Consider the following 25,749-nt stretch of genomic DNA (forward strand, 5'->3'; position numbering starts at 1 on the left):
TACGTGGGTAAAAATTTATTTATTGCAGAGAAACCGAGCGTGGCAAGAGAATTTGCCAATGCTTTAAAATACAATATGCGTTCCAAAGACGGCTATCTGGAATCGGAAGAGGCTATCGTTACCTGGTGTGTGGGACATCTGGTGACCATGAGTTATCCGGAGGTGTATGATGAAAAGTTCCGGAGATGGAGCTTTGACACCTTGCCTTTTCTACCGACGGAATTCAAATACGAAGTCATTGAAAGTGCGAAAAAACAGTATACGATCGTAAGTTCCCTGCTGAACCGGCCGGATGTTACGACAATTTATGTCTGCACCGACTCCGGAAGAGAGGGAGAATACATCTATCGTCTGGTGGAGCAGATGTCGGGCGTACAGGACAAGGAACGGAAACGTGTATGGATCGACTCCCAGACGGAGGAAGAAATCTTACGTGGAATCCGGGAGGCAAAAGATCTCTCAGCCTACGACAATCTGGGAAATGCTGCCTATCTGCGGGCCAAGGAAGATTATCTCATGGGTATCAATTTTTCCAGAGCCCTGACGTTAAAATACGGCAACACGGTAAAAGGGTATCTCAAAAGAGACCGGGCAGTGATTTCTGTGGGTCGTGTCATGACCTGTGTCCTTGGAATGATCGTGAACAGAGAGCGGGAGATCCGTTCGTTCACCAAGACTCCCTTTTACCGGGTGATCGGTAATTTTAAATTACAGGAGAAGCCCTTTACCGCAGAGTGGAGAGCAGTGGAAGGCTCGAAATATTATAATTCTCCGGCACTGTATAAAGAGAATGGCTTCAAGAAAAAAGAGGATGCCGAGCGTCTGATCGCAGAGCTTACCGCAGAACCGGTGGGCCCGGTGACTGTCACCGGCATTGAGAAGAAAAAAGAGAACAAGAATGCACCGCTTCTGTACAATCTGGCGGAGTTACAGAATGACTGTTCCAAATACTTTAAGATCAGCCCGGATGAGACTTTGCGGATCGTACAGGAACTGTATGAGAAAAAGATGACCACTTATCCCCGAACGGATGCCAGAGTCCTGTCTACGGCGGTGACAAAGGAAATCCACAAGAATATCGGTGGCTTACGCAGCTATGCTCTGGCCACTCCTTTTGCCAAAGAAGTGTTAGAGCAGGGGACCTATAAGAATATTGCGAAGACACGTTACGTGAATGATAAGCAGATCACGGATCATTATGCCATCATTCCAACGGGACAGGGACTGAACAATCTGGCAGGTCTGGCCCCTACGGCGGCAAAAGTGTACGAGGTCATTGTACGCCGGTTCCTGAGTATTTTCTATCCTCCGGCAGTCTATCAGAAGTTCTCTCTGACAGTGAAGGTAAAGGAAGAAAACTTTTTTGCCAGCTTTAAGGTACTGGTACAGGAAGGGTATCTGAAGGTGGCGAACTTCTCTTTTAAGAAGGAGAATACGGCACCGAAGGAAGATAAAGAGAATGAGAATGAAAGCGCTGATGAAAAATGTGATGCAGAGCTTACCAATCTGCTGATGCATCTGAAAAAAGGAGATTCTCTGACTGCGGATACCTATGAGATCAAGGAGGGCGAGACTTCGCCGCCCAAGCGTTACACTTCGGGAAGCATTATCCTGACCATGGAAAATGCGGGCCAGTTTATCGAGGACGAAGAACTGCGGGCCCAGATCAAGGGAAGCGGCATCGGCACCAGCGCCACGAGAGCGGAGATCCTGAAGAAACTGGTGAATATCGAATATCTGGCACTGAACAAGAAGACCCAGGTGCTGACTCCCACCCAGATGGGAGAGATGATCTATGACGTGGTATCGGATTCCATAAGACCACTTTTAAATCCGGCACTGACGGCCAGTTGGGAAAAGGGGCTTACCATGGTGGCGGATGGTGTGATCACACCGGAAGAGTACATGGGAAAGCTGACGGATTTTGTGGGAAGGCGAACTACCGCTGTACGCAGCCTGAACAATCAGGGAGTGCTATGGAGACAGTTCCAGGCTACAGAAGAATTTTATCAGAAGAAGACAAAGCAATCCAATGCCAAAAATAAGGAATAAAGATGAGGAGAAATTATCATGGAAAATATTACGATTGAGAATCTGTATGATCTGAAGGAGACCATTGCGGCAGATCTGTTCACCGAGGCAGAATATCCCTGGGAGGTGCTTCCCAGAATCCACGATTTCATTCTGGAACTGGGTAAGAGACTGCCGGAAGAAATTTATGAAAAAAGAGGCGAGGATATCTGGGTGGCAAAGAACGCAAAGGTAGCTCCTACCGCCTGCCTGAACGGTCCGCTGATCATTGATGAAGAAGCGGAGGTCCGTCTCTGTGCCTTTGTCCGTGGCAATGCCATTGTGGGTAAAGGCGCGGTAGTTGGCAATTCCACGGAACTTAAGAACGTGGTTCTGTTCAATAAAGTACAGGTGCCTCATTATAATTATGTGGGAGACAGTGTGTTGGGCTTCAAGTCCCATATGGGGGCCGGTTCCATTACTTCCAACGTGAAGAGCGACAAGACGCTGGTGGTTGTAAAGAACGGAGAAGAGAAGATTGAAACCGGGCTGAAGAAGATGGGGGCCATGTTGGGAGACCATGTAGAAGTGGGTTGCAACAGCGTACTGAATCCCGGAACAGTCATCGGACGCAATTCCAACGTGTATCCTACTTCCTGTGTCAGAGGGGTGATCCCTGCTGGACATATCTTCAAAAGACCCGGAGATGTGGTGAAAAAAGATAATATCTAAAAATTAGATCATTATTATTCAAAGCATCGATGAATTTTGATTGACGAATGTCCTTTTATGGGTTATGATATTTATCAGTGCAACGCTTTGACGGGGTAAAGCGTCTGCGCATTACAGTAAGCAGATCGTAAGATCCGCAGAAAAGAGGACATTTATTATGAAAAAGAAATTATTATCTGTAGTACTTACCGCAGTAATGGCAGCATCTGTCCTGACAGGTTGTGGCAGCACCGATAACGGAACTGCTTCCACCGCAGCAGCTACCGGCACAGCTCAGAGTGAAGCAGCAGCTACTAGTGCCGCTTCCACAGATGGCAAGGTATATAACATCGGTATCTGCCAGCTGGTTGAGCATGAAGCTCTGGATGCAGCAACCCAGGGATTCCAGGATGCTTTAAAAGAAAAGCTTGGTGATAATGTAAAATTTGATCTGCAGAATGCACAGGGTGAGCAGACCACCGCAGCTACCATCTGTAATGGGTTCGTATCTGATGGTGTGGATCTGATCCTTGCCAATGCAACCTCTCCTTTACAGAGTGCAGCAGCAGCTACCACCACGATCCCCATCTTAGGTACTTCCGTAACGGATTATGCTACCGCACTGGAGATCTCCGACTGGTCCGGTGCTACCGGCAGAAATATTTCCGGTACTTCTGATCTGGCTCCTATTGAAGAGCAGGAAGCTATGTTAAAGGAACTGTTCCCGGATGTAAAGCAGGTTGGTCTGTTATATTGCTCCGCAGAAGCTAACTCTCTGTATCAGATCCAGCTGTTTGAGGCTGCTCTGGACAAAGATGGTATTGCATATAAAGAGTATGCTATCGCCGATACCAACGAAGTACAGTCCGTTACCACGGCTGCCGCAGGCGAGTGCGATGTTCTGTACATCCCTACCGACAACACACTGGCATCCGTAACCGAGACTGTATATAATGTCGTAGCTCCCGCTAAGATCCCTGTTATTGCAGGTGAAGAGGGTATCTGCAACGGCTGTGGCGTAGCAACCTTATCCATCAGCTATTACGATCTGGGATATGCTACCGGTGAGATGGCTTACGAGATCCTGGCTGAGGGCGCAGACATCACTACTATGGATGTACGTTATGCTCCCAATGTTACCAAGAAGTACAATGCCAAGATCTGTGAGGAGCTGGGTATCACCGTTCCCGATGATTACGTAGCAATTCAGTAAGAGTTATACAGGTATTTAAGTACGGTTCTAACAAAATATACTTCGATAGGGATAGCGCGTAACAGCGATATCCCTATCTGGAGTTTTAGGAGGAAAAAGAAATGTCTTACTTTATGTCACTGAATCCCCTTTCCCTGTTCAGGGCAATGCCGGGATCGATAGCACAGGGAATGATCTGGGGAGTCATGGCACTGGGAGTGTATATTACGTTCCGCCTGCTGGATTTCGCTGATCTGACCGTGGATGGTTCCATTGCAACCGGTGCTGCGGTATCCGTTATGCTGATTCGTGCGGGAGTTTCTCCTATAGCTACGCTGCCCATTGCTTTCCTGGCCGGAGCATTGGCAGGCATGGTAACGGGACTGTTGAACACCGCACTGGGAATCCCCGGAATTCTGGCAAGTATTCTGACGCAGATCTCCCTGTATTCCATTAATTTGAATATCATGGGCAAAGCAAACCAGCCGGTCAGCGTAGATAATTATCCGCTAGTGGTATCTCTGCGTTATGTGACGGACGGTTCGGTGAGCAGACTTCTGTTTTTCCTGGGAATGATCGTATTTTTACTGGCACTGATCGCTGTGATGTACTGGTATTTTGGAACAGAACAGGGTCATGCTATCCGTGCTACGGGCTGTAACGGTAATATGGCAAGAGCACAGGGCATCAATACCAACTTCATCAAAGTGCTGGCACTGATGATCTCCAACGGTCTGGTAGGACTGTGTGGTGCACTGTACGGCCAGTTCCAGGGGGCATCGGATGTCAATATGGGACGCGGTGCTATCGTTATCGGTCTGGCAGCTGTTATCATCGGTGAGGTTCTCTTCGGTAAGTTTGCCAGCAAGAGAAAGCTTGCGTTCGCATTTACCCTGGCATCGGTTATTCTGGGCGCTGTGATCTACTATATGGTATATCAGTTCGTACTGTGGCTGAAGATGCCTTCAGAGGATATGAAATTGTTCTCCGCTATCGTAGTTGCCATTTTCCTGGCAATTCCTTACTTGAAGGAGAAGAGAACACTTCGGAAAGGAGCGTCAAAGTAATGGCTTACGCATTGGAGATACAGGACGTACATAAAGTATTTAACAGAGGCACCATCAACGAGAAGGTGGCCTTGAATGGAGTAAACTTAAATCTGAATCCCGGGGATTTCGTGACGATCATTGGTGGTAACGGCGCGGGTAAGTCCACCACGCTGAATGCTATCGCCGGCGTATGGCCCATCGATTCCGGCAAGATCATCATTGATGGTACGGATATTACGAACCTGCCAGAACACAAGAGAGCAAAATATCTGGGAAGAGTATTCCAGGATCCCATGACAGGAACCGCAGCTACCATGGATATCGAAGAGAACATGGCGATTGCGTTACGTCGCGGTGAGAAGAGAACCCTTCGCTGGGGTGTTTCCAGAGAGGACAGAGAGTTATTCCGCGAGAAGCTGCAGACTCTTGGATTGGGACTGGAAGACCGTATGACCAGCAAGGTTGGGCTGTTATCCGGTGGTCAGCGTCAGGCCATCACACTGCTTATGGCAGCATTGAAGCAGCCCAAGCTCCTTCTGCTGGATGAACATACCGCAGCACTGGATCCCAAGACCGCAGCCAAGGTACTGGAGATCAGCGACAAGATCATCGCAGAGAATCAGCTGACCGCCATGATGGTAACTCACAACATGAAGGATGCCATCGTTCACGGCAATCGCCTGATCATGATGCACGAAGGCAAAGTGATTTACGATGTGGCTGGGGAAGAGAAGAAGAATCTTCAGGTGAAGGATCTGCTGGCAAAGTTCGAGGAAGTCAGCGGCGGAGAATTCGCCAATGACCGCATGATGTTGGCGTAAAAATAAGAACGGGACACGCTGCCGATTTAGGCAGCGTGTTTTTGCGTTAAATGGAAAGTTAGTGAAATAATCCCGTAGCCCTTGGCAGGGTATAAGAAACGCGGCACTGCTTATTCTTATACCCAGCCGGGGCTACTGGTTTTTTGAAAGCTTTCCAAAACGCAGAACTCCCGGCGTATGCGGTGCCATGTCGAAGATGTTTGTCGGAGGATGTTGATATTTTCTAGAAAAGTGCTGAAAGGCAGGGGGAAAGCGGACACGATGTCCGCGTCAGCCGATTGTCGACATGGATGTCGACTGTAGGCGGCCCCGTCATGACGAGAACTACTCATCACTTTTCGTAGAAAATTCACATCCGGAGACCTTACATCGAGACATGTGTATCGCATGCTCCGGGAGTTCGTGGATTTTGCCAATGTATTTAACTAACTCTCTAGTTAATTCATAATTGCTTGCATTCTGCATATACATATAACACCAATGGCAGGAGGTATTTTTATGGACTATGCAGTGAATACATACGATCTGTATCGGGATATACAACAAAGGACGGGAGGGGAAATCTACATAGGGGTACTGGGACCGGTGAGGACCGGAAAGTCTACATTTATCAAGCGCTTTATGGATGAAATGGTGCTGCCCTATATGGAGGATGAACATGCCAGAATGCGGGCGCAGGATGAACTGCCTCAGAGCGCGGGAGGTAAGACCATTACCACTACGGAGCCAAAGTTTATTCCCAACGAAGCGGCAAAGGTGCGACTGAATGATGATATTGAAGTATCGGTACGGCTGATCGACTGTGTGGGATATATGATCGACGGTGCGGCGGGACACATGGAAGAAGATGCGGAGCGCATGGTGAAGACTCCCTGGTCGGAGGAAGAGATTCCGTTTACCCAGGCGGCAGAGATCGGCACGGATAAAGTCATGCGGGATCATTCCACCATCGGTCTTGTGATCACTACGGACGGCAGTATCGGGGAACTTCCCAGAAGCAATTATCTGGGAGCGGAAGAGAAGACAATCCTGGCGCTGAAAAAGTCCGGAAAACCCTTCCTTGTGCTGGTGAACAGCCAGAAACCTTATTCCGAGGAGACCAGACAGGTAGCGGAGGAAATCGGGAAGAAATACGATGTGGCCGTGATGCCGGTGAACTGCGAGCAACTGAAAAAGGAAGATATTAATCGCCTTCTGGAAAAAATCCTGTATGAATTTCCTCTGACAGCAGTGGAATTTTATTTCCCGAAATGGATGGATATGCTTCCGGTGGATCATGCGGTAAAACAGGACCTGTTAAGACAGATCCGGGAATTGATGAACAGCTATGACCGGATTCGGGATGTGGCGGGACACCCTGTGGAATTGCAGGGAGATTATATTCAAAGCTGCAAGATGGAGCCGGTGCAGTTGTGGAACGGTATTGTTCCGGTACAGGTAGGAATCGACGACAGGTATTATTACGAAATGCTTTCCGGAATGTTAGGAGAGAACGTAGAGGATGAATACCAACTGTTGAATAAACTAAAAGAGTTGGCAGAAATGAAAAAGGAATATACGAAGGTGCAGGATGCATTGTCCATGGTGAAGATCAAAGGCTACGGCGTTGTGACTCCGGACAGAGAAGACATTGCACTGGAGAAACCGGAATTGATCCGCCATGGCAACAAGTTTGGTGTCAAAATCAAGGCCAGCAGCCCCTCCATACATATGATCCGCGCAAATATCGAGACAGAGATCGCTCCCATCGTGGGCACAGAACAGCAGGCTCAGGATCTGATCCATTTTATCGATCAGGCGGAGGCGGAGCACGGTATCTGGGAGACTAATATCTTCGGCAAGACTGTGGAACAGCTGGTGGATGACGGCATCACCACGAAAGTTGCTTCCATCGGAGAAGAGAGCCAGCTGAAACTCCAGGATACCATGCAGAAGATCGTCAACGACAGCAACGGTGGCATGGTTTGTATTATTATATGATTCCATAATCCACCCATGGAAAGTCTGCAAGACTGCCTGCAGGCAAAACAGACTTTCTATGAGGGGAGTAAACACACATGAGCAGGGGAGGACGATAGTCCGAAATGCGAATGTGGGTTACAATTTCGAGAGTGCGAAGCACGGAGAAATTGTATGGGATGTTAGCTTTCCATTGCTTTTTTCCCGTGCATTTTGTATAATACCTTTGTTGACTTTGCTTTATTTTTCTGAAAAACAGGAAGAATATTTGCTAAATTGCATGAAAATACGGCTAAACGGAGGATATAGATGAATCAGGTATATGCAAAATTACAGAACTGTTATGAGTGTGTGAGAAAAAAGACGGATTTTGTACCTAAGGTGGCGATCGTTTTGGGATCGGGCCTGGGCGATTATGCGGAACAGATCCGTGTGGTGACAGAGATCCCTTATGCGGAGATCGAGGGATTTCCTGTTTCCACCGTACCGGGGCATGCCGGTAAATTTATCTTCGGTTATCTCGATGAGATTCCTGTGGTGTGTATGAAGGGAAGAGTACATTACTACGAAGGTTATGATGTGACGGATGTGGTACTGCCCACCAGACTGATGAAACTGTTAGGCGCTGAGATTCTGTTTCTGACCAATGCGGCAGGCGGTGTGAATACTTCTTTCCATGCCGGTGACCTGATGCTGATCAGAGATCATATTTCCGTGTTTGCCCCCAATCCTCTGATCGGTGCCAACATGGATGAACTGGGACTGCGTTTCCCGGATATGAGCCATGTGTATGACAAGGACTTACAGCAGATCATCCGTGAGACCGCGAAGGAGAACGGTATCTATTTACAGGAGGGTATTTATACCCAGCTGACCGGCCCGTCCTTCGAATCTCCGGCAGAGATCCGTATGCTCCGGACACTTGGCTGTGACGCGGTAGGCATGAGCACAGTGGTGGAAGCAATTGCTGCCAACCACATGGGAATGCGGATCTGTGGCATCTCCTGTATCAGTAATCTGGCGGCGGGAATGACAGATCAGCCTCTGAATCATGAGGAAGTACAGGAAGCTGCGGATATGGCAGCTCCCAGATTCAAGAAGCTGGTAACGGAATCTGTGAAGAAATTTGTATAGACACAGAGAAAAAGGAGATGCGGATGATCCAGGAGACAGAAGAAAAGGCATTGGTCAGCCAGGCATTGGAAGCCAGAAAACTGGCATATGCTCCTTATTCCGGTTATACGGTGGGAGCGGCACTACTGACTGCGGATGGACACAGATACCTTGGCGGTAATATTGAAAACGCTTCTTACGGAGCTACGAACTGTGCGGAGCGTACCGCCTTTTTCAAGGCGGTCAGCGAGGGAGAACGGGAATTTACAGCCATTGCCATTGCCGGAGGAATATCCGGAGAGGCACCGGTGGAATATGCGTATCCATGCGGTATCTGCAGACAGGTGATGCAGGAATTTTGCAGGGATGATTTTGTGATCTACGTGGTAAATAGTGAACAGGATTATCAACGCTATACCTTAAAAGAATTACTTCCCTTTGGATTTGGAGGAGATGCAATCAGATGAATATCAGATTATATAATGCACGAATTCTCACCATGGAACCCGGCAGAGAAGTCTTCTATGGTGAAGTATGGGTAAAAAACGACAAGATCGCCTATGTGGCGGAACAGAAAGAACTTGCGGAGGAATGGGACAAATCCCAGTTCCCCAGAATTGCGTGGGATATCGAACTGGATTGCAAGGGAAACCTTCTGATGCCCGGATTTAAAAATGCACATACCCATTCCGGTATGACTTTCCTGCGCTCCATGGCAGATGACCTGCCTCTGGATCAGTGGCTGAACAAGCAGGTATTTCCTCTGGAAGCAAAACTGACCGGTGAGGACATCTATGAACTGACCAGACTGGCAGTGCTGGAATACTTGACCTCAGGAGTGACTTCCATTTTCGATATGTACCTGACACCGGATACTATTGCTGAGGCCTGTCTGGACACCGGAATGCGTTGTGTACTGGTATCCGGACTGAATAATTTCAGTTCTTCTCCAAAACAGGTAGAAGAGGAGTTTTTAAAATGGAATAAGAAGAATTCTCTGATCAGTTACCAGCTGGGATTTCATGCGGAATATACCTGTTCCAAGGAACTGCTCTGGAAAGTGTCGGAAATGGCACATCATTACCGGACACCGGTATATGCCCATATCTCCGAGACGGAGAAGGAAGTGGAAGAGTGTAAGGCTCGCTACGGAATGACACCGCCCATGTTCTTAGACTCTCTGGGAATGTTTGATTTTGGCGGAGGAGGTTTCCACTGCGTTCATGTGACGGAACAGGATATGGATGTCTTCCGCAGACATCGGATGTATGTGATCACGAATCCCGGCTCCAACACGAAACTGGCCAGCGGCATTGCACCCATTGCCGACTATGTGCGGCACAAGATCCCGGTAGCCATTGGAACCGATGGACCGGCCAGCAATAACTGTCTGGACATGTTCCGGGAGATGTTCTTAGTCACCGGCTTAAGCAAACTGTTAGAGAAGGATGCGTCCAGCATGGATGCCGTGGAGGTACTGAAGATGGCAACGGTGAACGGTGCCAAGGCAATGCGCCTGAACCGCGCAGATGTTCTTGCAAAGGGAAAATATGCAGATCTTATTATGATCGATCTGCACCAGCCCAATATGCAGCCCATTCACAACATCCCCAAGAATCTGGTTTACAGCGGCAGCAAGTCCAATGTCTGCATGACCATGATCGGCGGCAAGATTTTGTATCGTAACGGAGAATTTAATGTGGGAGAGAATCCGGAACGTATTTACACAAAATGCGAGAAGATCGTAAAGAGACTGTTGACTGAGTAAGAAAAATAACTCAGAAGACATAGAACGGAGCTCCCCGCATGGCTCCCAGAATACTTAGGAGGGAAAAGATGTTAGAAAAAATCTTCAAACTGAAGGAAAACAACACCACCGCAAGGACAGAGATCATTGCCGGACTGACCACGTTCATGACCATGGCTTATATCATAGCCCTGAATCCGAACCTGCTGACCGGTTTTGGCAAGGATACCATGCCGGAGCTGTGGAACGGTGTTTTCCTGGCAACCTGCATTGCATCCGCCATCGGTACCATCGTAATGGCATTTCTGGCAAACAAGCCTTTTGCCATGGCACCCGGCATGGGACTGAACAGCTTTTTTGCAGTCGTAGTAACCAATATCGTAGCCCTGACCGGCATGACCTATGTGGCATCCTTCCAGGCTGCCCTGTGTATTGTTCTGGTGGAAGGTATTGTATTCCTGATCCTCTCCGTGCTGAATATCCGTGAGAAGATCGTGGATGCCATTCCTTTGGGCGTACGTCTCGGTATCGCACCGGCCATCGGTCTGATGCTGTTAAACATCGGCGTCGGTTCCAATGCAGGAATCTATTCCGAGAACGGGGGACCTTTCTATGCTATGAGAGACTTCTTCGGTGCACTGACTCCTTCACTGGCTAAGACCAATATGGGTTCCGGTTATTCCGCAATGGTGCTGTCGGTTGTTACCATGTTCGTAGGTCTGTTTGCCATTGTTGTTCTGGCACAGAGAGGTGTCAAGGGTGCTGTTTTACTGGGGATGCTGATCGCCAGCATCATCTACTGGGCAGGAGAAGCTATCTTTTTAGGAACCAATCCCTTTGCTTCTCTGGCAACTGCATCCTTCGTACCGGCCTTCGGAGATATGGCGTCCACTACACTGTTTAAGTTTAACTTCCAGGGCTTTGCACAGATTGGCTGGTTTACTGCAATTACTCTGATCGTTACCTTCTGTATCATTGATATGTTTGATACTATCGGTACTCTGGTAGGAACCGCAAGCCGTGCGGGAATGCTGGATAAGGATGGAAAAATGCCTAACATGAAGCAGGCACTTTTGTCTGATGCAGTAGGAACTCTGGCAGGTTCCGTAACCGGTACTTCCACCGTTACCACCTTCGTAGAGTCTGCCTCCGGTGTGGAAGCAGGCGGACGCACCGGTCTGACCGCACTGACCACCGGTATTATGTTCCTTGCATGTATCTTCATCGCACCCATCGCCGGTATCATTCCTGCGGCAGCTACTTCTTCCGCATTGATCTATGTGGGTGTCCTTATGGTAGCAGGTCTTAAGAATGTAGATTTTGATGACATCTGCCAGGCGCTTCCCGTGGCTCTGATGATGATCGCCATGCCGATCTCCGGATCTATCGGACATGCCATCGGTATCGGTCTGATCACCTATACCGTTATCAAGGTATTTACCGGTAAAGCTAAGGACGTATCCGTACTTACCTATGTATTATCCTTGATCTTCCTGTTAAAGTTCTTTATTGTCGCATAAAGAGTTTTACAAATAAGAAATATAAAAAACAGGTCAGAATATGGGGGCGGGCACTGCACAGGGCGGTGCCTGCCTTCTTATATCCGGAAAAGAGAGAAAAAATATGGAATTTGTTGTATTTGCGGGCGTATTGCTTTTGCTTTTTATATTTATGATAGTGCAGGAGCTGATACAGACGAAAAATCAGGAAAAACTTTTCAAGAAGTATCTTCGTGAAAATTACGGAAAAGAACCACCGAAGGAATATTCACTGGAGCGGTTTGCAAGACTGGGCAGCTATCTGGAACGGCATAAGGAAGAGAAGCAGCTGGATGATATCACATGGAACGATCTGGGAATGGACGAGGTCTTTCGCCGGATCGACCGGACCTATTCTGCGGCGGGAGAGGAATATCTGTACTATACGCTCCGGAATATTTCCTGCGGGAGAGAGGCACTGGAACATCTGGAAGAAGTGGTTAACTGGCTGCAGGAGCAGGAGAATATAAAAGTAAGGATCCAGCTGTTGATGAAACGGCTGGGACATCTGGGAAAATATTCTCTCTACGATTATCTGGATAACCTGGATTATCTGGGGGAGCGTTCCAACCGTAAGATTGTGCTGGGAAATCTGCTGTACCTTCCATTTCTCCTGTTATTGTTCGTACAGCCTGCGATGGGTACCATAGGAATCGTCTTGTGTATGCTCTGGCATATCATGACATATTTTCGGGAGAAAAAAGTGATCGAACCGTATATTATCAGCTTCGCTTATGTATTACGGCTGATCGATGTATGTGAAGAACTGGAGAAGCAGAAAATACCGGTATACAGGAGAGAACTGGATGAACTTCGGGAGGCACTGAAGAGCCTGCGGGAGTTGAGGCGGGGAGCCTATTGGGTCATGGCCGGAAATCAGGGAAAGATTGGTGGAAATCCTCTGGATATCCTTGCGGATTATCTGCGGATGATATTGCATCTGGATATCTTTCAGTTTAACCGGATGCTGGAAAAGCTGCGGAAAAAGACCGGACAAGTGGAAACCATGCTTGCAATCACCGGGTACCTGGATATGGCCATATCCGTAGGCGGATTTCGGAAATCTCTGGAAGGGTACTGTATTCCGAAACTGGAAGAAGATACGGAGAAAGCTTTTCTGCATATGAAGAAGGGCTGGCATCCGCTGTTGTCACAGCCGGTGAAAAACAGTATCCGGGCGGACAGAGGAATTCTGCTTACGGGGTCCAATGCCTCCGGTAAATCCACGTTCTTAAAAATGGTGGCGGTGAATGCCGTTCTGGCACAGACGATCCATACCTGCGCGGCGGAAAGTTATCATGCACCGATATTTCAGATCTTTTCCTCCATGGCCCTGCGGGACAGCATGGAAAACGGGGAGAGCTATTATATTGTGGAGATCCGGTCATTGAAACGAATCCTGGATGCGGCCGGGGAACGGAGAACTCCAGTGCTTTGTTTTGTGGATGAGGTGCTTCGGGGAACCAATACGGTGGAGCGGATCGCTGCGGCAACGCAGATCCTGATCCGTCTGGCGGAGAGCGGAACGCTTGGTTTTGCCGCTACCCATGATATTGAAATGACGGAGCTTTTGAAGGAATACTATGACAACTATCATTTTGAGGAAGTGATCCGGGACGGTGATATCCTGTTCCCCTATCAGCTGCTGCCGGGAAAAGCATCCACCAGAAATGCGATCCGTCTGCTTCAGATGATGGGGTATGAGGAACAGATCATAAAGAAGGCTTCCGGACAGGCGGAAAATTTTCTTAAGACAGGAAAATGGATAAATACACCGGCGGCCATATCCGAAGGGACCACTTGACGATACGGGGATTTCGTTGGTATACTTCTAATACATGCAATAGTTTCGGGATACAAAGATATCGGGAAAAGGAGAAGACATTATGGCAGTAAGCTTTTTGAATTCATTTTTATCTTATCTGGTAGTACTGGTAGTCATTGCGGTTGTAGGTGCAGTGGCCATTACGTTGGGAATCACTCTGCGCAAGAAAAAGAATGCAGCAGAGGAAAAGAAACAGACAGAAGAATAATCCATGGCAAAATCTTCGGGACAGAAATTAAAACTTTTATATCTGAGCAAGATGCTGCGGGAGAACACGGATGAAAACCATCCAATGAGCACACCGGATATCATCAAATATCTGGAAAATCAGGGAATCCATGCAGAGCGCAAGAGTATCTACAACGATATGGAATGTCTTGCGGATTTCGGCTATGATGTGGTGCAGGTGCAGAGCAGACTGGGAGGCGGATATTATCTGGGCAGCCGGGAGTTTGAACTTCCGGAATTAAAGCTGCTGGTGGACGCGGTACAGTCTTCCCGGTTTATCACCACGAAAAAATCCAGAGAACTGATCCGGAAGCTGGAGCAGATCGCCGGGAAAAACGATGCCGGTAAACTGCAGCGACAGGTCTATGTGGCCGGAAGAGTCAAGACGGAGAATGAGAGCATTTATTACAGCATTGATGCGATCCACCGGGCTATTCAGGAAAATAAGCAGATCTCTTTCGTCTACCTGGACTGGAATCTTAAAAAGCAGCTGGTGCCCAGACCAAACGGCAACAAATGCGTCAGTCCCTGGGCCCTGATCTGGCGGGAGGAAAATTATTATCTGGCCGCCTACGACAGTGAAGACAGAGTGATCAAGCATTACCGTGTGGACAAGATGGGACAGGCGGAAGTGACGGATCTGCCCAGAGAAGGAGTGGAACAGTTTTCACAGATCGATGTGACCTCCTATACGAACCAGACCTTCGGCATGTTTGCCGGAGAGGAGAGCGTGGTGACCATGGAGTTTCCGGTGCGCCTGACCGGCGTGGTACTGGACCGCTTCGGAAGGGAGACGGATATCCGTCCCATGTCGGAGGAAGTGTTCCGGATCCGGGCAAAGGTGGCGGTCAGCGGACAGTTCTTCGGATGGCTGGCCGGTATCGGACAGGGGGCCCGTATCGTAGCGCCGGAAGCGGTACAAAAGCGCTATGTACAGTGGCTTTCAGATATTTTACGGGAACAGTCACAGGAGGCGGAATAAAAAGTTACCCAAAATTTGAAAATTTTTTTTGTATAGTTTTCTAAGGGATCCCTCGTTGACAAGCCAGGGATTCTTTTTTATACTGATACATAACACCCACAATATATTGCTTTTTGATGACTACAGATACCATATATGGTATCTACAAACGTTATCGTAAGTGAGGGGAATACAGTAAATCCGGGCAACAGCCGGGGATTATCGGATGAAGGGAAGAGAAAGATGAGCAGTAATTTTGAACATGCCCATGAAGAAAATGAAGATTATGGCAAAAAGTTCAGACCGGACAGAGAGATCTACGTCGTTAAAAAGGACGGGAGCAAAGAGCTTTTTAATGTACAGAAGGTGATCAGCGCTGTAGGCAAGAGTGCGTACCGTGCCCTGACAAAATTCACCAGAGAAGAAAAAGAGCAGATCTGCCGCTATGTGGTAGAAAAAGTAAATGAACTGGAAGTGGATGAAGTACCCATTCCCATTATGCACAATATTGTGGAAAGTGCCTTAGAGCAGGTAAAACCGGTCGTTGCAAAAAGCTACCGCGATTATCGCAACTATAAGCAGGATTTTGTACGGATGCTGGATGATGTCTACAAAAAGAGCCAGTCCATCATGTACATCGGAGACAAGGAAAATGCCAACACGGATTCCGCACTGGTATCCACCAAGCGCAGCCTGATCTTTAATCAGCTGAACAAGGAATTGTACCAGAAGTTCTTCCTGACCACGGAAGAGATCCAGGCCTGCCGGGACGGTTATATTTATGTCCATGACATGTCCGCCAGAAGAGATACCATGAATTGTTGTCTGTTCGACGTGCAGAGTGTACTGACCGGCGGATTTGAGATGGGCAATATCTGGTACAATGAGCCGAAGACACTGGATGTGGCGTTTGATGTTATCGGCGATATCGTTTTAAGTGCAGCCAGCCAGCAGTACGGCGGATTCACCGTACCCAGCGTGGATCTGATCCTGGAACCGTATGCTGAGAAGTCTTATAACAGAGCGCTGGCAAAATATGAGCGTCTGGGTATTGCCGCAGATGTGGCGGAAGCAGAGGCACTGGCAGATGTCCAGAAAGAATTTGAACAGGGCTTCCAGGGGTGGGAGTACAAGTTCAATACTGTGGCCAGCAGCCGTGGTGATTATCCGTTTATTACCGTGACCGCAGGAACCGGCACCGGTAAATTTGCAAAGATGGCGACTATTACCATGCTGGATGTCCGCAGAAAGGGACAGGGCAAAAAGGACCACAAGAAGCCTGTATTGTTCCCTAAGATCGTATTCTTATATGATGAGAATCTGCACGGCCCCGGAAAGCCGCTGGAGGATGTTTTCGAGGCAGGTGTGGAATGCTCTGCCAAGACCATGTATCCCGACTGGCTGAGTCTTACCGGCAAGGGCTATGTGGCAAGCATGTACAAGCAGTATGGCAAGATCGTATCTCCCATGGGATGCAGAGCATTTCTGTCTCCATGGTATGAGAGAGGCGGCATGCATCCTGCAGATGACAAGGATCAGCCGGTATTTGTGGGACGTTTTAATATCGGTGCGGTATCCCTGCATCTGCCTATGATTCTGGCCAAGGCAAGAAAAGAAAGCAAAGACTTTTATGAAGTGTTGGATTATTATCTGGAACTGATCCGTCAGCTGCATATCCGGACCTATGCTTATCTGGGAGAAATGCGTGCGTCCACGAATCCTCTGGCATATTGCGAGGGCGGTTTCCTGGGTGGACATCTGAAGCTGACAGACAAGATCAAACCGTTACTGAAATCCGCTACGGCCAGCTTCGGCATTACGGCATTAAATGAACTGCAGGAACTGTACAACGGCAAATCACTGGTGGAAGACGGTGCATTTGCGGTAGAAGTTCTGGAGCATATCAACCAGAAGATCTCCGAGTACAAGGAAGAGGACGGCAATCTGTATGCCATCTACGGAACCCCAGCGGAGAATCTGTGCGGTCTTCAGGTCAAGCAGTTCCGTGAAAAATACGGTATTATCGAGGGTGTATCCGACCGAGAATATGTCAGCAACAGCTTCCATTGCCATGTGACAGAGGATATTACGCCGATCCAGAAACAGGATCTGGAGAACCGTTTCTGGGATCTGAGCAACGGCGGTAAGATCCAGTATGTAAAATATCCCATTGATTACAATACCGAAGCCATCAAGACACTGATCCACAGAGCCATGGATATGGGCTTCTACGAGGGTGTCAATCTGTCTCTGGCTTACTGCGATGACTGTGGCCATCAGGAACTTGAAATGGATGTATGCCCTGTCTGTGGCAGCCGGAATCTGACCAAGATCGACCGTATGAACGGCTATCTGTCTTACTCCAGAGTACATGGAGATACAAGACTGAACGATGCAAAGATGGCGGAGATCGCAGAGCGGAAAAGTATGTAGAGACAGGATGGACAGATAAATGAGATATCATAATATAACCAAGGACGATATGCTGAACGGCGATGGTCTGCGGGTCGTACTGTGGGTGGCAGGCTGCAACCATTGCTGCAAGGAATGCCAGAATCCTATTACCTGGGATCCTGACGGAGGACTCTTATTTGACGAAAGCGCAAAACAGGAGATCTTCGAACAGTTGGAAAAGCCGTACATTTCGGGTATTACCTTTTCCGGCGGAGACCCGATGCATCCCATGAACCGGGCGGATGTCAGAGAACTCATGAGTGAAATCCGGGAAAAATATCCCACGAAAACGATCTGGATGTACACCGGGGACAGCTGGGAAGACATCTGTGATCTGCCGGTGATGCAGTATGTGGATGTGGTAGTAGACGGTGAATTCCATGTGGAGGAAAAAGATGTAAAGCTCCTGTGGAAGGGCAGTAAGAACCAGCGGGTGATCGATGTGAAGAAAACCCTGGCCAGTGACCATAGACGGGTGCCGGTATTGCACTGCGGGGATTACGCATAGGAAGTGGCTGGTTTCAGCCGGTAATGTAAGAAGAAAAAGGAAAGAACAGACAATGCACAGAATAGCAAAATTTCATTTTGTAAGTCCGGGGCAGTTTTTGACTGCCATGCAGGAGGGATATCCTCAGTATACGGAAGCACAGATCAAGGAAATGTATGAAAATTTAAAACTTCCCAGGAGAGCCACGAAAGGAAGCGCAGGCTATGATTTCTTCGCACCGTTTGCCTTTACCCTGGCCCCGGGAGAGACCATCAAGATTCCTACCGGCATTCGTGCTGAAATGCAGGAGGACTGGGTATTACAGATTTATCCGAGAAGCGGACTGGGCTTTAAATACCGTTTGCAGATGAACAATACCGTGGGCATCATTGACAGTGACTATTTCTTTTCAGATAATGAAGGACATATCTTCATGAAGATCACCAATGATTCCAATGAAGACAAGACCGTGGAGATTCCTGCGGGAACCGGATTTGCACAGGGAATCTTTATGCAGTATGGCATCACGGAAGATGATGATGCGGAAGGAATCCGTAACGGCGGCTTCGGAAGCACCACGAAGTAACAGGTAAAACAACAAAATAGCAGAATAAAATCCCCCGAATGGGACATGATGAAATTTAGATCATAGACCCAAGGGGGATTTTTTATGCCACAGAACAAACAACCAAAGCTCGTCAGAATATCGGAAAAGCTTCAGCAGAATATGCAGTATGTGGATGAACTGATGGGACTGGAAACCAATTTCGATATTATTCACCGGGTGATCCGTCTCGGTGACACCGATGCCTGCATGTATCTGATCGATGGTTTCTGCAAGGATGAACTGATGCAGAAAATATTACAGTATCTGATGGAGCTGAAGGCGGAGGACTTCCCAAAGGATGCCCATGAGATGTCCAAAATCGCGATTCCCTACGTGGAGGTGGATCTGGACGATACCTGGGAGAAAATACTGGGAGCTTTGCTGTCCGGCGTCTTTGTCCTGTTATTGGACGGTTATGAAAAGGCGGTGTTGATCGATGCCAGAACCTATCCCACCAGAGGGGTGGAGGAGCCGGACAAGGACAAGGTACTCCGGGGGTCCAAGGACGGCTTCGTGGAGACAGTGGTATTCAATACAGCATTGATCCGCCGCAGGATCCGTAGTACGGATCTTCATATGGAAATGCTTAATGCCGGGGAGAATTCCAGAACAGATATCGTACTGTGTTATATGGAGAGCCGTGTGGATCCGAAACTTCTTACGCAGATCCGGGAACGGATCCGTTCCATTCAGGTGGATGCTCTGGCCATGAATCAGGAAAGCCTGGCGGAATGTCTGTACCAGCGGAAGTGGTACAATCCGTTTCCGAAGTTCAAATACACGGAGCGGCCGGATACGGCGGCGGCCCAGGTGCTGGAAGGCAATCTGGTGATCCTGGTGGACAATTCCCCTTCTGCCATGATCCTGCCCACCACGATCTTTGATGTGGTGGAAGAGGCGGATGATTATTACTTTCCGCCGGTCACCGGAACGTATCTGCGTCTGACCCGTTTCCTGATCGCACTGCTCACGTATTTCGTGACACCCACATATCTGCTCCTTATGAATCATCGGATGTGGATCCCAGAGAATCTGGAATTTATTATTCTGAAAGAGGATCCCAATGTGCCTCTGATCCTGCAGTTTTTACTGTTGGAGCTGGCCATTGACGGACTGCGGCTGGCGGCGGTCAACACACCGAATATGTTGAGTACTCCCTTGAGTGTCATGGCGGCGCTGGTGCTGGGAGAATTTTCGGTGGAGAGTGGGTGGTTCTCCAGTGAGGTTATGCTTGCCATGGCATTTGTGGCCATTGCTAATTACACGCAGGCTAATTATGAATTGGGTTATGCCTTGAAATTTATGCGGATCCTCAATCTGATTTTGACACAGCTTTTCGGAATATGGGGTTATATTGCCGGACTGATTATATTTGCGCTGGCGCTCCTTACGAATAAGACAATCTCCGGACAAAGCTATCTGTATCCGCTGATTCCTTTTGACAGAGCAAAAATGAGAAATCGTTTCTTCCGTGGAAGAATGCCAGGAACTAGAAAAATGTGACAAAATGTATCACTTTTGTCAGCGAAAATTGAAATGGGTGCCCTTTTGATGTATGCTTAGGAAAAATTGATAGCATCAGGAGGGTAACCAATGTTTAAAATCGTTACAGACAGTACTGCTGATCTGCCGGTAGAGTATCTGAAGGAACATGATCTTGGATGCATGAACCTTAGCTATATCATGGATGGTGTGACTTATGGACAAGGACAGGAACTTCCCGAAAAAGAATTCTATGCATTGATGAGACAGGGCAAGATGCCGACTACATCCCAGGTCAACCCTGAGGAGGCAAAGGCTCATTTTACGGAATATCTGAAAGAAAATAAAGAGATCCTCTGTATCGCTTTCTCCTCCGGACTGAGCGGTACTTACAACAGCATGCGGATCGCGGCGGATGAGATCATGGAGGAACAGCCCGATTGCAAGATCATCGTGATCGACAGTCTGTGCGCTTCTCTGGGAGAGGGACTGCTGGTCCACAAGGCAGTGACTTTGAGAGATCAGGGCAAATCCATGGAAGAAGTGGCAGAGTGGGTGAAGAATAATCGTCTGCATCTGGTACATGTATTTACCGTGGATGATCTGTATCACCTCTACCGCGGCGGACGTGTCAGCAAGGCTACGGCATTTGTAGGAACACTGGCCGGTATCAAACCCAAGCTTCATGTAGATAACGATGGACATCTGATTGTCATCGGTAAGGTAAGAGGACGTAAGAAATCTCTGCATGCACTGGTGGATTACATGGAGGAGAAGATGGGATCCTACCGTGACCAGAACGATATTGTTTTCATCAGCCACGGTGATGATCTGCCTGCGGCGGAACTGGTGAGAGACTTGGTAAAGGCGCGCTTTGGCATGGACAGCTTCCTCATCAACTATGTGGGCCCCACCATTGGTTCTCATTCCGGCCCCGGAACACTGGCATTGTTCTTCATGGGTGAAGAGAGATAGACAGATGATTGTACATAAACTACAAAAAACAGCGAAATAAATACAAAAACAGTGGTTTCAAATAGAAAACAGTGAATGATTTTCGCTGGAAGAGATATTTTAAGAAATTCCGTACAAAAATACTCCTAAATCAGGATTTTTTGTACGGAATTTGTGTTTTTTGTGTTATTTGCGAAAAAACGGTTTTGGAATCATCAGGTCTCGCAGGAATCGCAGCGGTCAAAACCGGGGTTAAACGCATAGAAGTTCCTGGAGTTCAGGTGATCCTGGGCAATGCGCAAGGCTTCACCGAAGCGCTGGTAGTGGACGATCTCCCGGGCTCTGAGGAACTTGATGGGTTCACAGACATCCGGATCCTTGATCAGGCGCAGAATGTTGTCGTAGGTGGAGCGGGCTTTCTGTTCCGCAGCCATACTTTCGTGCAGATCTGTGATGATGTCTCCTTTTACCTGAAATTCACAGGCATTGAAGGGCACACCGCCTGCTGCCTGAGGCCAGACACCAATGGTGTGATCCACATAATAATTGGCAAATCCGCTTTTCTCGATCTCTTCCATGGAGAGGTCACGGGTCAGCTGGTGAACGATGGTGGCAACCATTTCCAAATGTCCAAGCTCTTCAGTTCCGATATCCGTCAACAGTCCTGCCACTTCCTTAAAGGGCATGGAATAACGCTGGGACAGATAACGCATGCTGGCACCCATTTCCCCGTCGGGGCCACCGTACTGGGAGATGATGACCTGGGCCAGTTTGGCATTGGGTTCCTTGATATTTACAGGGAACTGTAATCTTTTCTCATAACTCCACATCAGTTACATCCTCCTTCCCAGGGTAAGGGAGCGTTGCCCCAACGCCACTCCTTGTTACTTTCTGCCAGATCTTTCCGCAGGGGGTAATATTCTCTGGAGAATTCCCGCTCCATCTGTGTCTTGATCCTGGTATAATGGTTGAAATACTCCATGGCATTCCGGTCTGTGGGGTGAGTGTCCAGATACAGCATCAGATCCGTCAGAACGAAGTCGGCAATGCCGATGTCGTGCAGCATTCTTTCTTCACTGTTCATTTTACGCATCTCCTTCCGGTAAAAGGTTTGTCAAGCTCCGGAAAAATGGTACCCGCCTGGTAGCCTTTTTCCAGATTCTCATACATTTTGGTGAAATGCTGCCAGGGAACATAGGCCATGGCCAGTGGATATTTTTCAAAATGTTCTTCAAAAGAATAGTCTTTCATAGCAATCCTTTCCAATAATTCATTTAATATATGGTATGATCGGACGAAAAAATAGTGCCGAATAAATAGATGATACAAATTGGATACAAAGATGAGATATGCTATAATATAAATATGTGCAAAAGAAAAACAAGCGGCTGCGAAGCAGACATTTGTTTTTCTTGCACTATTAGCGAACGAATATCCTGCGAAGCAGGATGCAGAGTGCGATAGCACGAATTCGTGAGCTTATGAAATGTGGTCGAGGGACAGGGAAATGCTTAGAATATTAATTGCAGAAGATGAGGAGCCCATTGCCAATCTGATCCGGATCAATCTGACGAGAGCCGGGTACCAGTGCACCTGGGCACCGGACGGGCAGACCGCAGCGGATCTTATGGAGCGGGAGAAATTCGATCTGGCACTTTTGGATATCATGCTGCCGGGAATCAATGGTTATGAACTGATGGATTATGCGAAAGCCTGTGAGCTTCCGGTGATCTTTCTGACAGCCTTGGGTTCTACGGAACATAAAGTAAAAGGGCTTCGCATGGGCGCAGATGATTATCTGCCGAAGCCTTTCGAGATCGTGGAGCTTCTGGCCAGAGTAGAGGCAGTGCTGCGCAGATATCATAAGACGGAGACGATGATACAGGTCAACAATGTAACTATAGATACGGCATCCCACAGAGTGACACTGGATGGAGAAGAAATCTATCTGACACCGAAGGAATTTGATCTTCTGTTATTGTTTGCAAGAAATAAAAACAGGGCTTTGTACCGGGAGACTATATACGAGACCGTATGGGGCGGTGAATATATGGGACAGAGCCGCACGGTGGACCTGCATGTACAGCGGCTGAAGAAAAAACTGCACTGGGAAGAGATGGTCGTGGCAGTATATAAAGTGGGGTATCGGTTGAATGAAGTTCGCTCATAAATTGTTTTTTTCAGTGATTGCGCTTCTTACAGTGATTTTTCTGCTCTTTGGAACTTTCATGCTGTCTTCCTATTTTGACCGGATGCTGGAACGGGAGACAGAACAGGGAAAACGGGAAAATCTTTTGTTTCAGACCATATATGATATGGTGTATCAGAACATGGAAAAATACGGAGCGGAATTTGCTGGGATACAGGCAGGAAATTCCGCAACAGAACGGATGACGGATCAGAACGGTACGGAATGTATGATCCTTGAAACAGATGGCACGATCACTCTGGCAGGCAGCCTGAAACTGCCACAGGATGAGATCAGGAGGCTTGCGGAGGAAATGCTCCGGACTATGGATCCCGGTGCAGATCAGGTCTACGGAGTCCGCAAGGTAGGAACGTGTTATTATCTGCTCAGCATCATCACAGATCAGGCGACGGATTCGGCAGATACGGTATATCTAGGGATCCTGAAGGATCTGAGCGGCATTTATGAAGAACGGAGTAGTATGATGCGGCAATATGGTATTGCGCTGGCAGGTCTGTTGGTGATCGGTGGTCTGGCAGCTTTTTTGCTGTCCAGATATCTGACCCGCCCCATAGAGCAGTTAAACCGCACTGCGGGAAGGATTGCAGGAGGGGATTTTGAGAAGAGAGCTGTCTATCAGGGCACAGATGAGATCGGAGAACTGTCCAGAAGCTTTAACCGGATGACGGACAGACTGGTACGTCAGATGGAGGAAAAAGAGCTGGAAGCAAAACAGAAGGAAGATTTTACGGCGGCATTTGCCCATGAACTCAAAACACCGCTGACTTCTATCATCGGATATGCGGATATGCTGAACTCCTATGAACTGACAGAACAGGAGCGGGGCGAAGCCACTTATTATATTTTCAGTCAGGGAAAACGTCTGGAAAGCCTCTCTCACAAATTGCTGGAGCTGGTGGGAATGGATAGACAGGAATTAGAATTCAAGAAGCTTCAGACGAAAGAACTGGAGGAAAATATTCGGGATACGATGCGGATCCCCTTTGGACGTAAAAGGATCCGGGGGAAGATCGATCTGGAAAGAGGAGTGATCTGGGGGGACAGGGATCTGCTTCTGTCACTGTTATATAATCTGCTGGATAATGCCGTAAAGGCTGTGGAAGAAGGCGGATTTATTCTGATGAAGGGAAGTAAGCGCACACAGGGATATGAGATCAAGGTGGTAGACAACGGCAGGGGGATCCCTCAGGAAGAGATCGCGAGGATCACGGAGGCTTTTTATATGGTGGATAAGTCCAGATCCCGCAAGGAGGGCGGAGCCGGTATCGGAATGGCTCTCTGTCAGAAGATCATTACCCTGCATCAGGGGGAACTGAAGATTGACAGCAAGCTTGGAGAAGGCACGGTAATGCGGTTATATTTTCCCGGGGAAAAACATGCTGTAAAAAATAAAAGCAACAGGGGAGCAAAAGGCGGAATATGAAAAAACAGGAGAATAAGAACCGGCGCAATTTCCTACTATGTATGGGCGGACTGCTCGTGCTGATCGTATTTGCATTCGCAGGACCGGAAGGGCTGTTACGATTGCAGGATAAAAGCAGGCTGACTGGGTCAGTCAGTATATCGAATACAGGAACGGATTATACCGTCTGGAAGGAAGAGTATGAGACAGACACCGTGCGCAGACTTCAAAATCTGGCAGACGGTATCGCTTTGGGAAAACAGTACTATATCTCTGAACAGGATTATGAAGCTGCAACGGATGGTGAAATATATAGTCTGATCGATGAATATATTTTAAATACGGAATGGAATTACACTTTTCAGGATATGGGTGTGATCCCGGAGGATTATTTTTTCAAAAATATGGATACAGATCATATTTCCATCAAACGATATATTTTGTATGATGAAAAGCTGTCGGATGGAGTCGCGATCATGGCCTATGACATCTGTATGCGCATGAAGGAAGAGGAGGTTACGGGAGTCAGTATAGAGTGTGTCGTGGATTCCGAGACCGGAACACTCTATGCCATGAAGGTTGTATTGGAAGATGAGACAGAACCTGTCACCTGGGATGATATTGGTGCGGATGCCCCTTATTATTTTATCACCGATTATATGCAGTCTTATCTGCATGATTATGATTCCGGGACCTATATTGAAATCGAAGGAGAGGCACCTTATGATACCAATGCACAGATCATGTGGGATAAAGAAGCTGAAATAGAAGCGGAGGACCGGATGACCATGGAAAACGACAACGGTGAGTATTCGTGTGATCTTGCATATGGAGAGCATAAGCTGCATCTGACCGCAACACTGCTCAATGCTTCCGAAGGACAACTGGAGAAAGGCATCGGATATCTGTTCGGGATCCGTGAGATCGCAGAAAAGATACCGGGTTTTCTGCCGGATATCCAGTAAATACATTCCGGAAAATACAGGAATCCGGAAAAGCA

Annotated in this window: 24 protein-coding genes; 21 read left to right on the forward strand and 3 right to left on the reverse strand. The window is 47.9% G+C overall.

The features are described 5' to 3' along the window. The first annotated feature begins 3 nt into the window (after nucleotides 1–3). From DWZ61_RS06535 to DWZ61_RS06620, 18 genes are all read left to right on the forward strand, one after another. Nucleotides 4–2,052 (forward strand): DNA topoisomerase, encoded by a 2,049-nt coding sequence (locus tag DWZ61_RS06535; protein WP_117466482.1) that lies wholly within the window; start codon nucleotides 4–6, stop codon nucleotides 2,050–2,052. A gap of 18 nt (nucleotides 2,053–2,070) precedes the next feature. Continuing rightward, entirely contained in the window at nucleotides 2,071–2,742 is a 672-nt protein-coding gene (locus DWZ61_RS06540) for a UDP-N-acetylglucosamine pyrophosphorylase (protein ID WP_118537838.1), read from the forward strand. 157 nt (nucleotides 2,743–2,899) lie between these two features. Then, the gene (locus DWZ61_RS06545; RefSeq protein ID WP_022312969.1) at nucleotides 2,900–3,934 is read left to right on the forward strand and encodes an ABC transporter substrate-binding protein; all 1,035 of its coding nucleotides are present in this window, start codon (nucleotides 2,900–2,902) and stop codon (nucleotides 3,932–3,934) included. A gap of 101 nt (nucleotides 3,935–4,035) precedes the next feature. Further along, a complete protein-coding gene (locus tag DWZ61_RS06550) occupies nucleotides 4,036–4,980 on the forward strand; it encodes an ABC transporter permease (protein ID WP_118504713.1) in 945 nt (314 codons plus the stop codon). Beyond that, nucleotides 4,980–5,783, forward strand: a complete 804-nt coding sequence (locus tag DWZ61_RS06555) for an ABC transporter ATP-binding protein (RefSeq protein WP_022312967.1) — start codon at nucleotides 4,980–4,982, stop codon at nucleotides 5,781–5,783. The genes DWZ61_RS06550 and DWZ61_RS06555 overlap by 1 nt, the downstream gene beginning before the upstream one ends. 510 nt (nucleotides 5,784–6,293) lie before the next feature. Next, nucleotides 6,294–7,763: a stage IV sporulation protein A gene (gene spoIVA, locus DWZ61_RS06560; protein ID WP_117465700.1), complete on the forward strand. Its 1,470-nt coding sequence runs from the start codon at nucleotides 6,294–6,296 to the stop codon at nucleotides 7,761–7,763. Between the two features lie 288 nt (nucleotides 7,764–8,051). Beyond that, complete coding sequence (locus DWZ61_RS06570; RefSeq protein WP_022312465.1) at nucleotides 8,052–8,876, forward strand: purine-nucleoside phosphorylase; 825 nt, start codon at nucleotides 8,052–8,054, stop codon at nucleotides 8,874–8,876. Beyond that, nucleotides 8,873–9,322, forward strand: coding sequence for a cytidine deaminase (gene cdd / locus DWZ61_RS06575; protein WP_334303223.1), 450 nt, complete (start codon nucleotides 8,873–8,875; stop codon nucleotides 9,320–9,322). The genes DWZ61_RS06570 and cdd overlap by 4 nt, the downstream gene beginning before the upstream one ends. After that, on the forward strand, nucleotides 9,319–10,623 hold the full coding sequence (locus DWZ61_RS06580) for an amidohydrolase (protein ID WP_118503919.1): 1,305 nt from the start codon (nucleotides 9,319–9,321) through the stop codon (nucleotides 10,621–10,623). Before cdd ends, DWZ61_RS06580 begins: the two co-directional genes overlap by 4 nt. A 68-nt stretch (nucleotides 10,624–10,691) precedes the next feature. Then, nucleotides 10,692–12,122: an NCS2 family permease gene (locus tag DWZ61_RS06585; protein ID WP_118503923.1), complete on the forward strand. Its 1,431-nt coding sequence runs from the start codon at nucleotides 10,692–10,694 to the stop codon at nucleotides 12,120–12,122. A 103-nt stretch (nucleotides 12,123–12,225) separates the two neighbouring features. Continuing rightward, nucleotides 12,226–13,944 carry a hypothetical protein gene (locus DWZ61_RS06590; RefSeq protein WP_181969154.1) on the forward strand — a complete coding sequence of 573 codons (1,719 nt, stop codon included), beginning with the start codon at nucleotides 12,226–12,228 and terminating at the stop codon, nucleotides 13,942–13,944. A gap of 82 nt (nucleotides 13,945–14,026) precedes the next feature. Beyond that, on the forward strand, nucleotides 14,027–14,173 hold the full coding sequence (locus DWZ61_RS19690; RefSeq protein ID WP_022312470.1) for a hypothetical protein: 147 nt from the start codon (nucleotides 14,027–14,029) through the stop codon (nucleotides 14,171–14,173). A 3-nt stretch (nucleotides 14,174–14,176) separates the two neighbouring features. Beyond that, complete coding sequence (locus DWZ61_RS06595) at nucleotides 14,177–15,175, forward strand: WYL domain-containing protein (protein ID WP_118537840.1); 999 nt, start codon at nucleotides 14,177–14,179, stop codon at nucleotides 15,173–15,175. A gap of 135 nt (nucleotides 15,176–15,310) precedes the next feature. Further along, the gene (gene nrdD, locus DWZ61_RS06600) at nucleotides 15,311–17,587 is read left to right on the forward strand and encodes an anaerobic ribonucleoside-triphosphate reductase (RefSeq protein WP_347475421.1); all 2,277 of its coding nucleotides are present in this window, start codon (nucleotides 15,311–15,313) and stop codon (nucleotides 17,585–17,587) included. A 19-nt stretch (nucleotides 17,588–17,606) separates the two neighbouring features. Further along, nucleotides 17,607–18,116: an anaerobic ribonucleoside-triphosphate reductase activating protein gene (gene nrdG, locus DWZ61_RS06605; RefSeq protein WP_118537841.1), complete on the forward strand. Its 510-nt coding sequence runs from the start codon at nucleotides 17,607–17,609 to the stop codon at nucleotides 18,114–18,116. Nucleotides 18,117–18,168: 52 nt separating this feature from the next. Then, on the forward strand, nucleotides 18,169–18,681 hold the full coding sequence (locus DWZ61_RS06610) for a dUTP diphosphatase (RefSeq protein WP_118537842.1): 513 nt from the start codon (nucleotides 18,169–18,171) through the stop codon (nucleotides 18,679–18,681). A gap of 84 nt (nucleotides 18,682–18,765) precedes the next feature. Continuing rightward, nucleotides 18,766–20,205 carry a spore germination protein gene (locus tag DWZ61_RS06615; RefSeq protein ID WP_118537843.1) on the forward strand — a complete coding sequence of 480 codons (1,440 nt, stop codon included), beginning with the start codon at nucleotides 18,766–18,768 and terminating at the stop codon, nucleotides 20,203–20,205. 90 nt (nucleotides 20,206–20,295) lie between these two features. Then, nucleotides 20,296–21,159 carry a DegV family protein gene (locus tag DWZ61_RS06620; RefSeq protein WP_022312476.1) on the forward strand — a complete coding sequence of 288 codons (864 nt, stop codon included), beginning with the start codon at nucleotides 20,296–20,298 and terminating at the stop codon, nucleotides 21,157–21,159. Between the two features lie 194 nt (nucleotides 21,160–21,353). Here DWZ61_RS06620 and DWZ61_RS06625 read toward each other — a convergent pair whose 3' ends face one another. From DWZ61_RS06625 to DWZ61_RS06635, 3 genes are read right to left on the reverse strand one after another with little or no spacing between them, the layout of a single operon-like run. Continuing rightward, nucleotides 21,354–21,968 (reverse strand): manganese catalase family protein, encoded by a 615-nt coding sequence (locus tag DWZ61_RS06625; protein WP_118503931.1) that lies wholly within the window; start codon nucleotides 21,966–21,968, stop codon nucleotides 21,354–21,356. Continuing rightward, nucleotides 21,968–22,222 carry a spore coat protein CotJB gene (locus DWZ61_RS06630; protein ID WP_022312478.1) on the reverse strand — a complete coding sequence of 85 codons (255 nt, stop codon included), beginning with the start codon at nucleotides 22,220–22,222 and terminating at the stop codon, nucleotides 21,968–21,970. Before DWZ61_RS06630 ends, DWZ61_RS06625 begins: the two co-directional genes overlap by 1 nt. Next, nucleotides 22,219–22,389 carry a spore coat associated protein CotJA gene (locus DWZ61_RS06635; protein WP_022312479.1) on the reverse strand — a complete coding sequence of 57 codons (171 nt, stop codon included), beginning with the start codon at nucleotides 22,387–22,389 and terminating at the stop codon, nucleotides 22,219–22,221. The genes DWZ61_RS06630 and DWZ61_RS06635 overlap by 4 nt, the downstream gene beginning before the upstream one ends. A 256-nt stretch (nucleotides 22,390–22,645) precedes the next feature. On the opposite strand from DWZ61_RS06635, the gene DWZ61_RS06640 reads away from it, so the two are divergent. The 3 genes from DWZ61_RS06640 to DWZ61_RS06650 are packed head-to-tail and all read left to right on the forward strand — an operon-like array spanning nucleotide 22,646 to nucleotide 25,714. Then, complete coding sequence (locus DWZ61_RS06640) at nucleotides 22,646–23,308, forward strand: response regulator transcription factor (RefSeq protein WP_118537844.1); 663 nt, start codon at nucleotides 22,646–22,648, stop codon at nucleotides 23,306–23,308. Further along, entirely contained in the window at nucleotides 23,292–24,770 is a 1,479-nt protein-coding gene (locus tag DWZ61_RS06645) for an ATP-binding protein (protein WP_118537845.1), read from the forward strand. Before DWZ61_RS06640 ends, DWZ61_RS06645 begins: the two co-directional genes overlap by 17 nt. Then, nucleotides 24,767–25,714 (forward strand): hypothetical protein, encoded by a 948-nt coding sequence (locus DWZ61_RS06650; protein WP_147354691.1) that lies wholly within the window; start codon nucleotides 24,767–24,769, stop codon nucleotides 25,712–25,714. Before DWZ61_RS06645 ends, DWZ61_RS06650 begins: the two co-directional genes overlap by 4 nt. Nucleotides 25,715–25,749: the final 35 nt, after the last annotated feature.

This window comes from Clostridium sp. AF34-10BH (assembly GCF_003478095.1).
Lineage (GTDB): Bacteria > Bacillota > Clostridia > Lachnospirales > Lachnospiraceae > Acetatifactor > Acetatifactor acetigignens.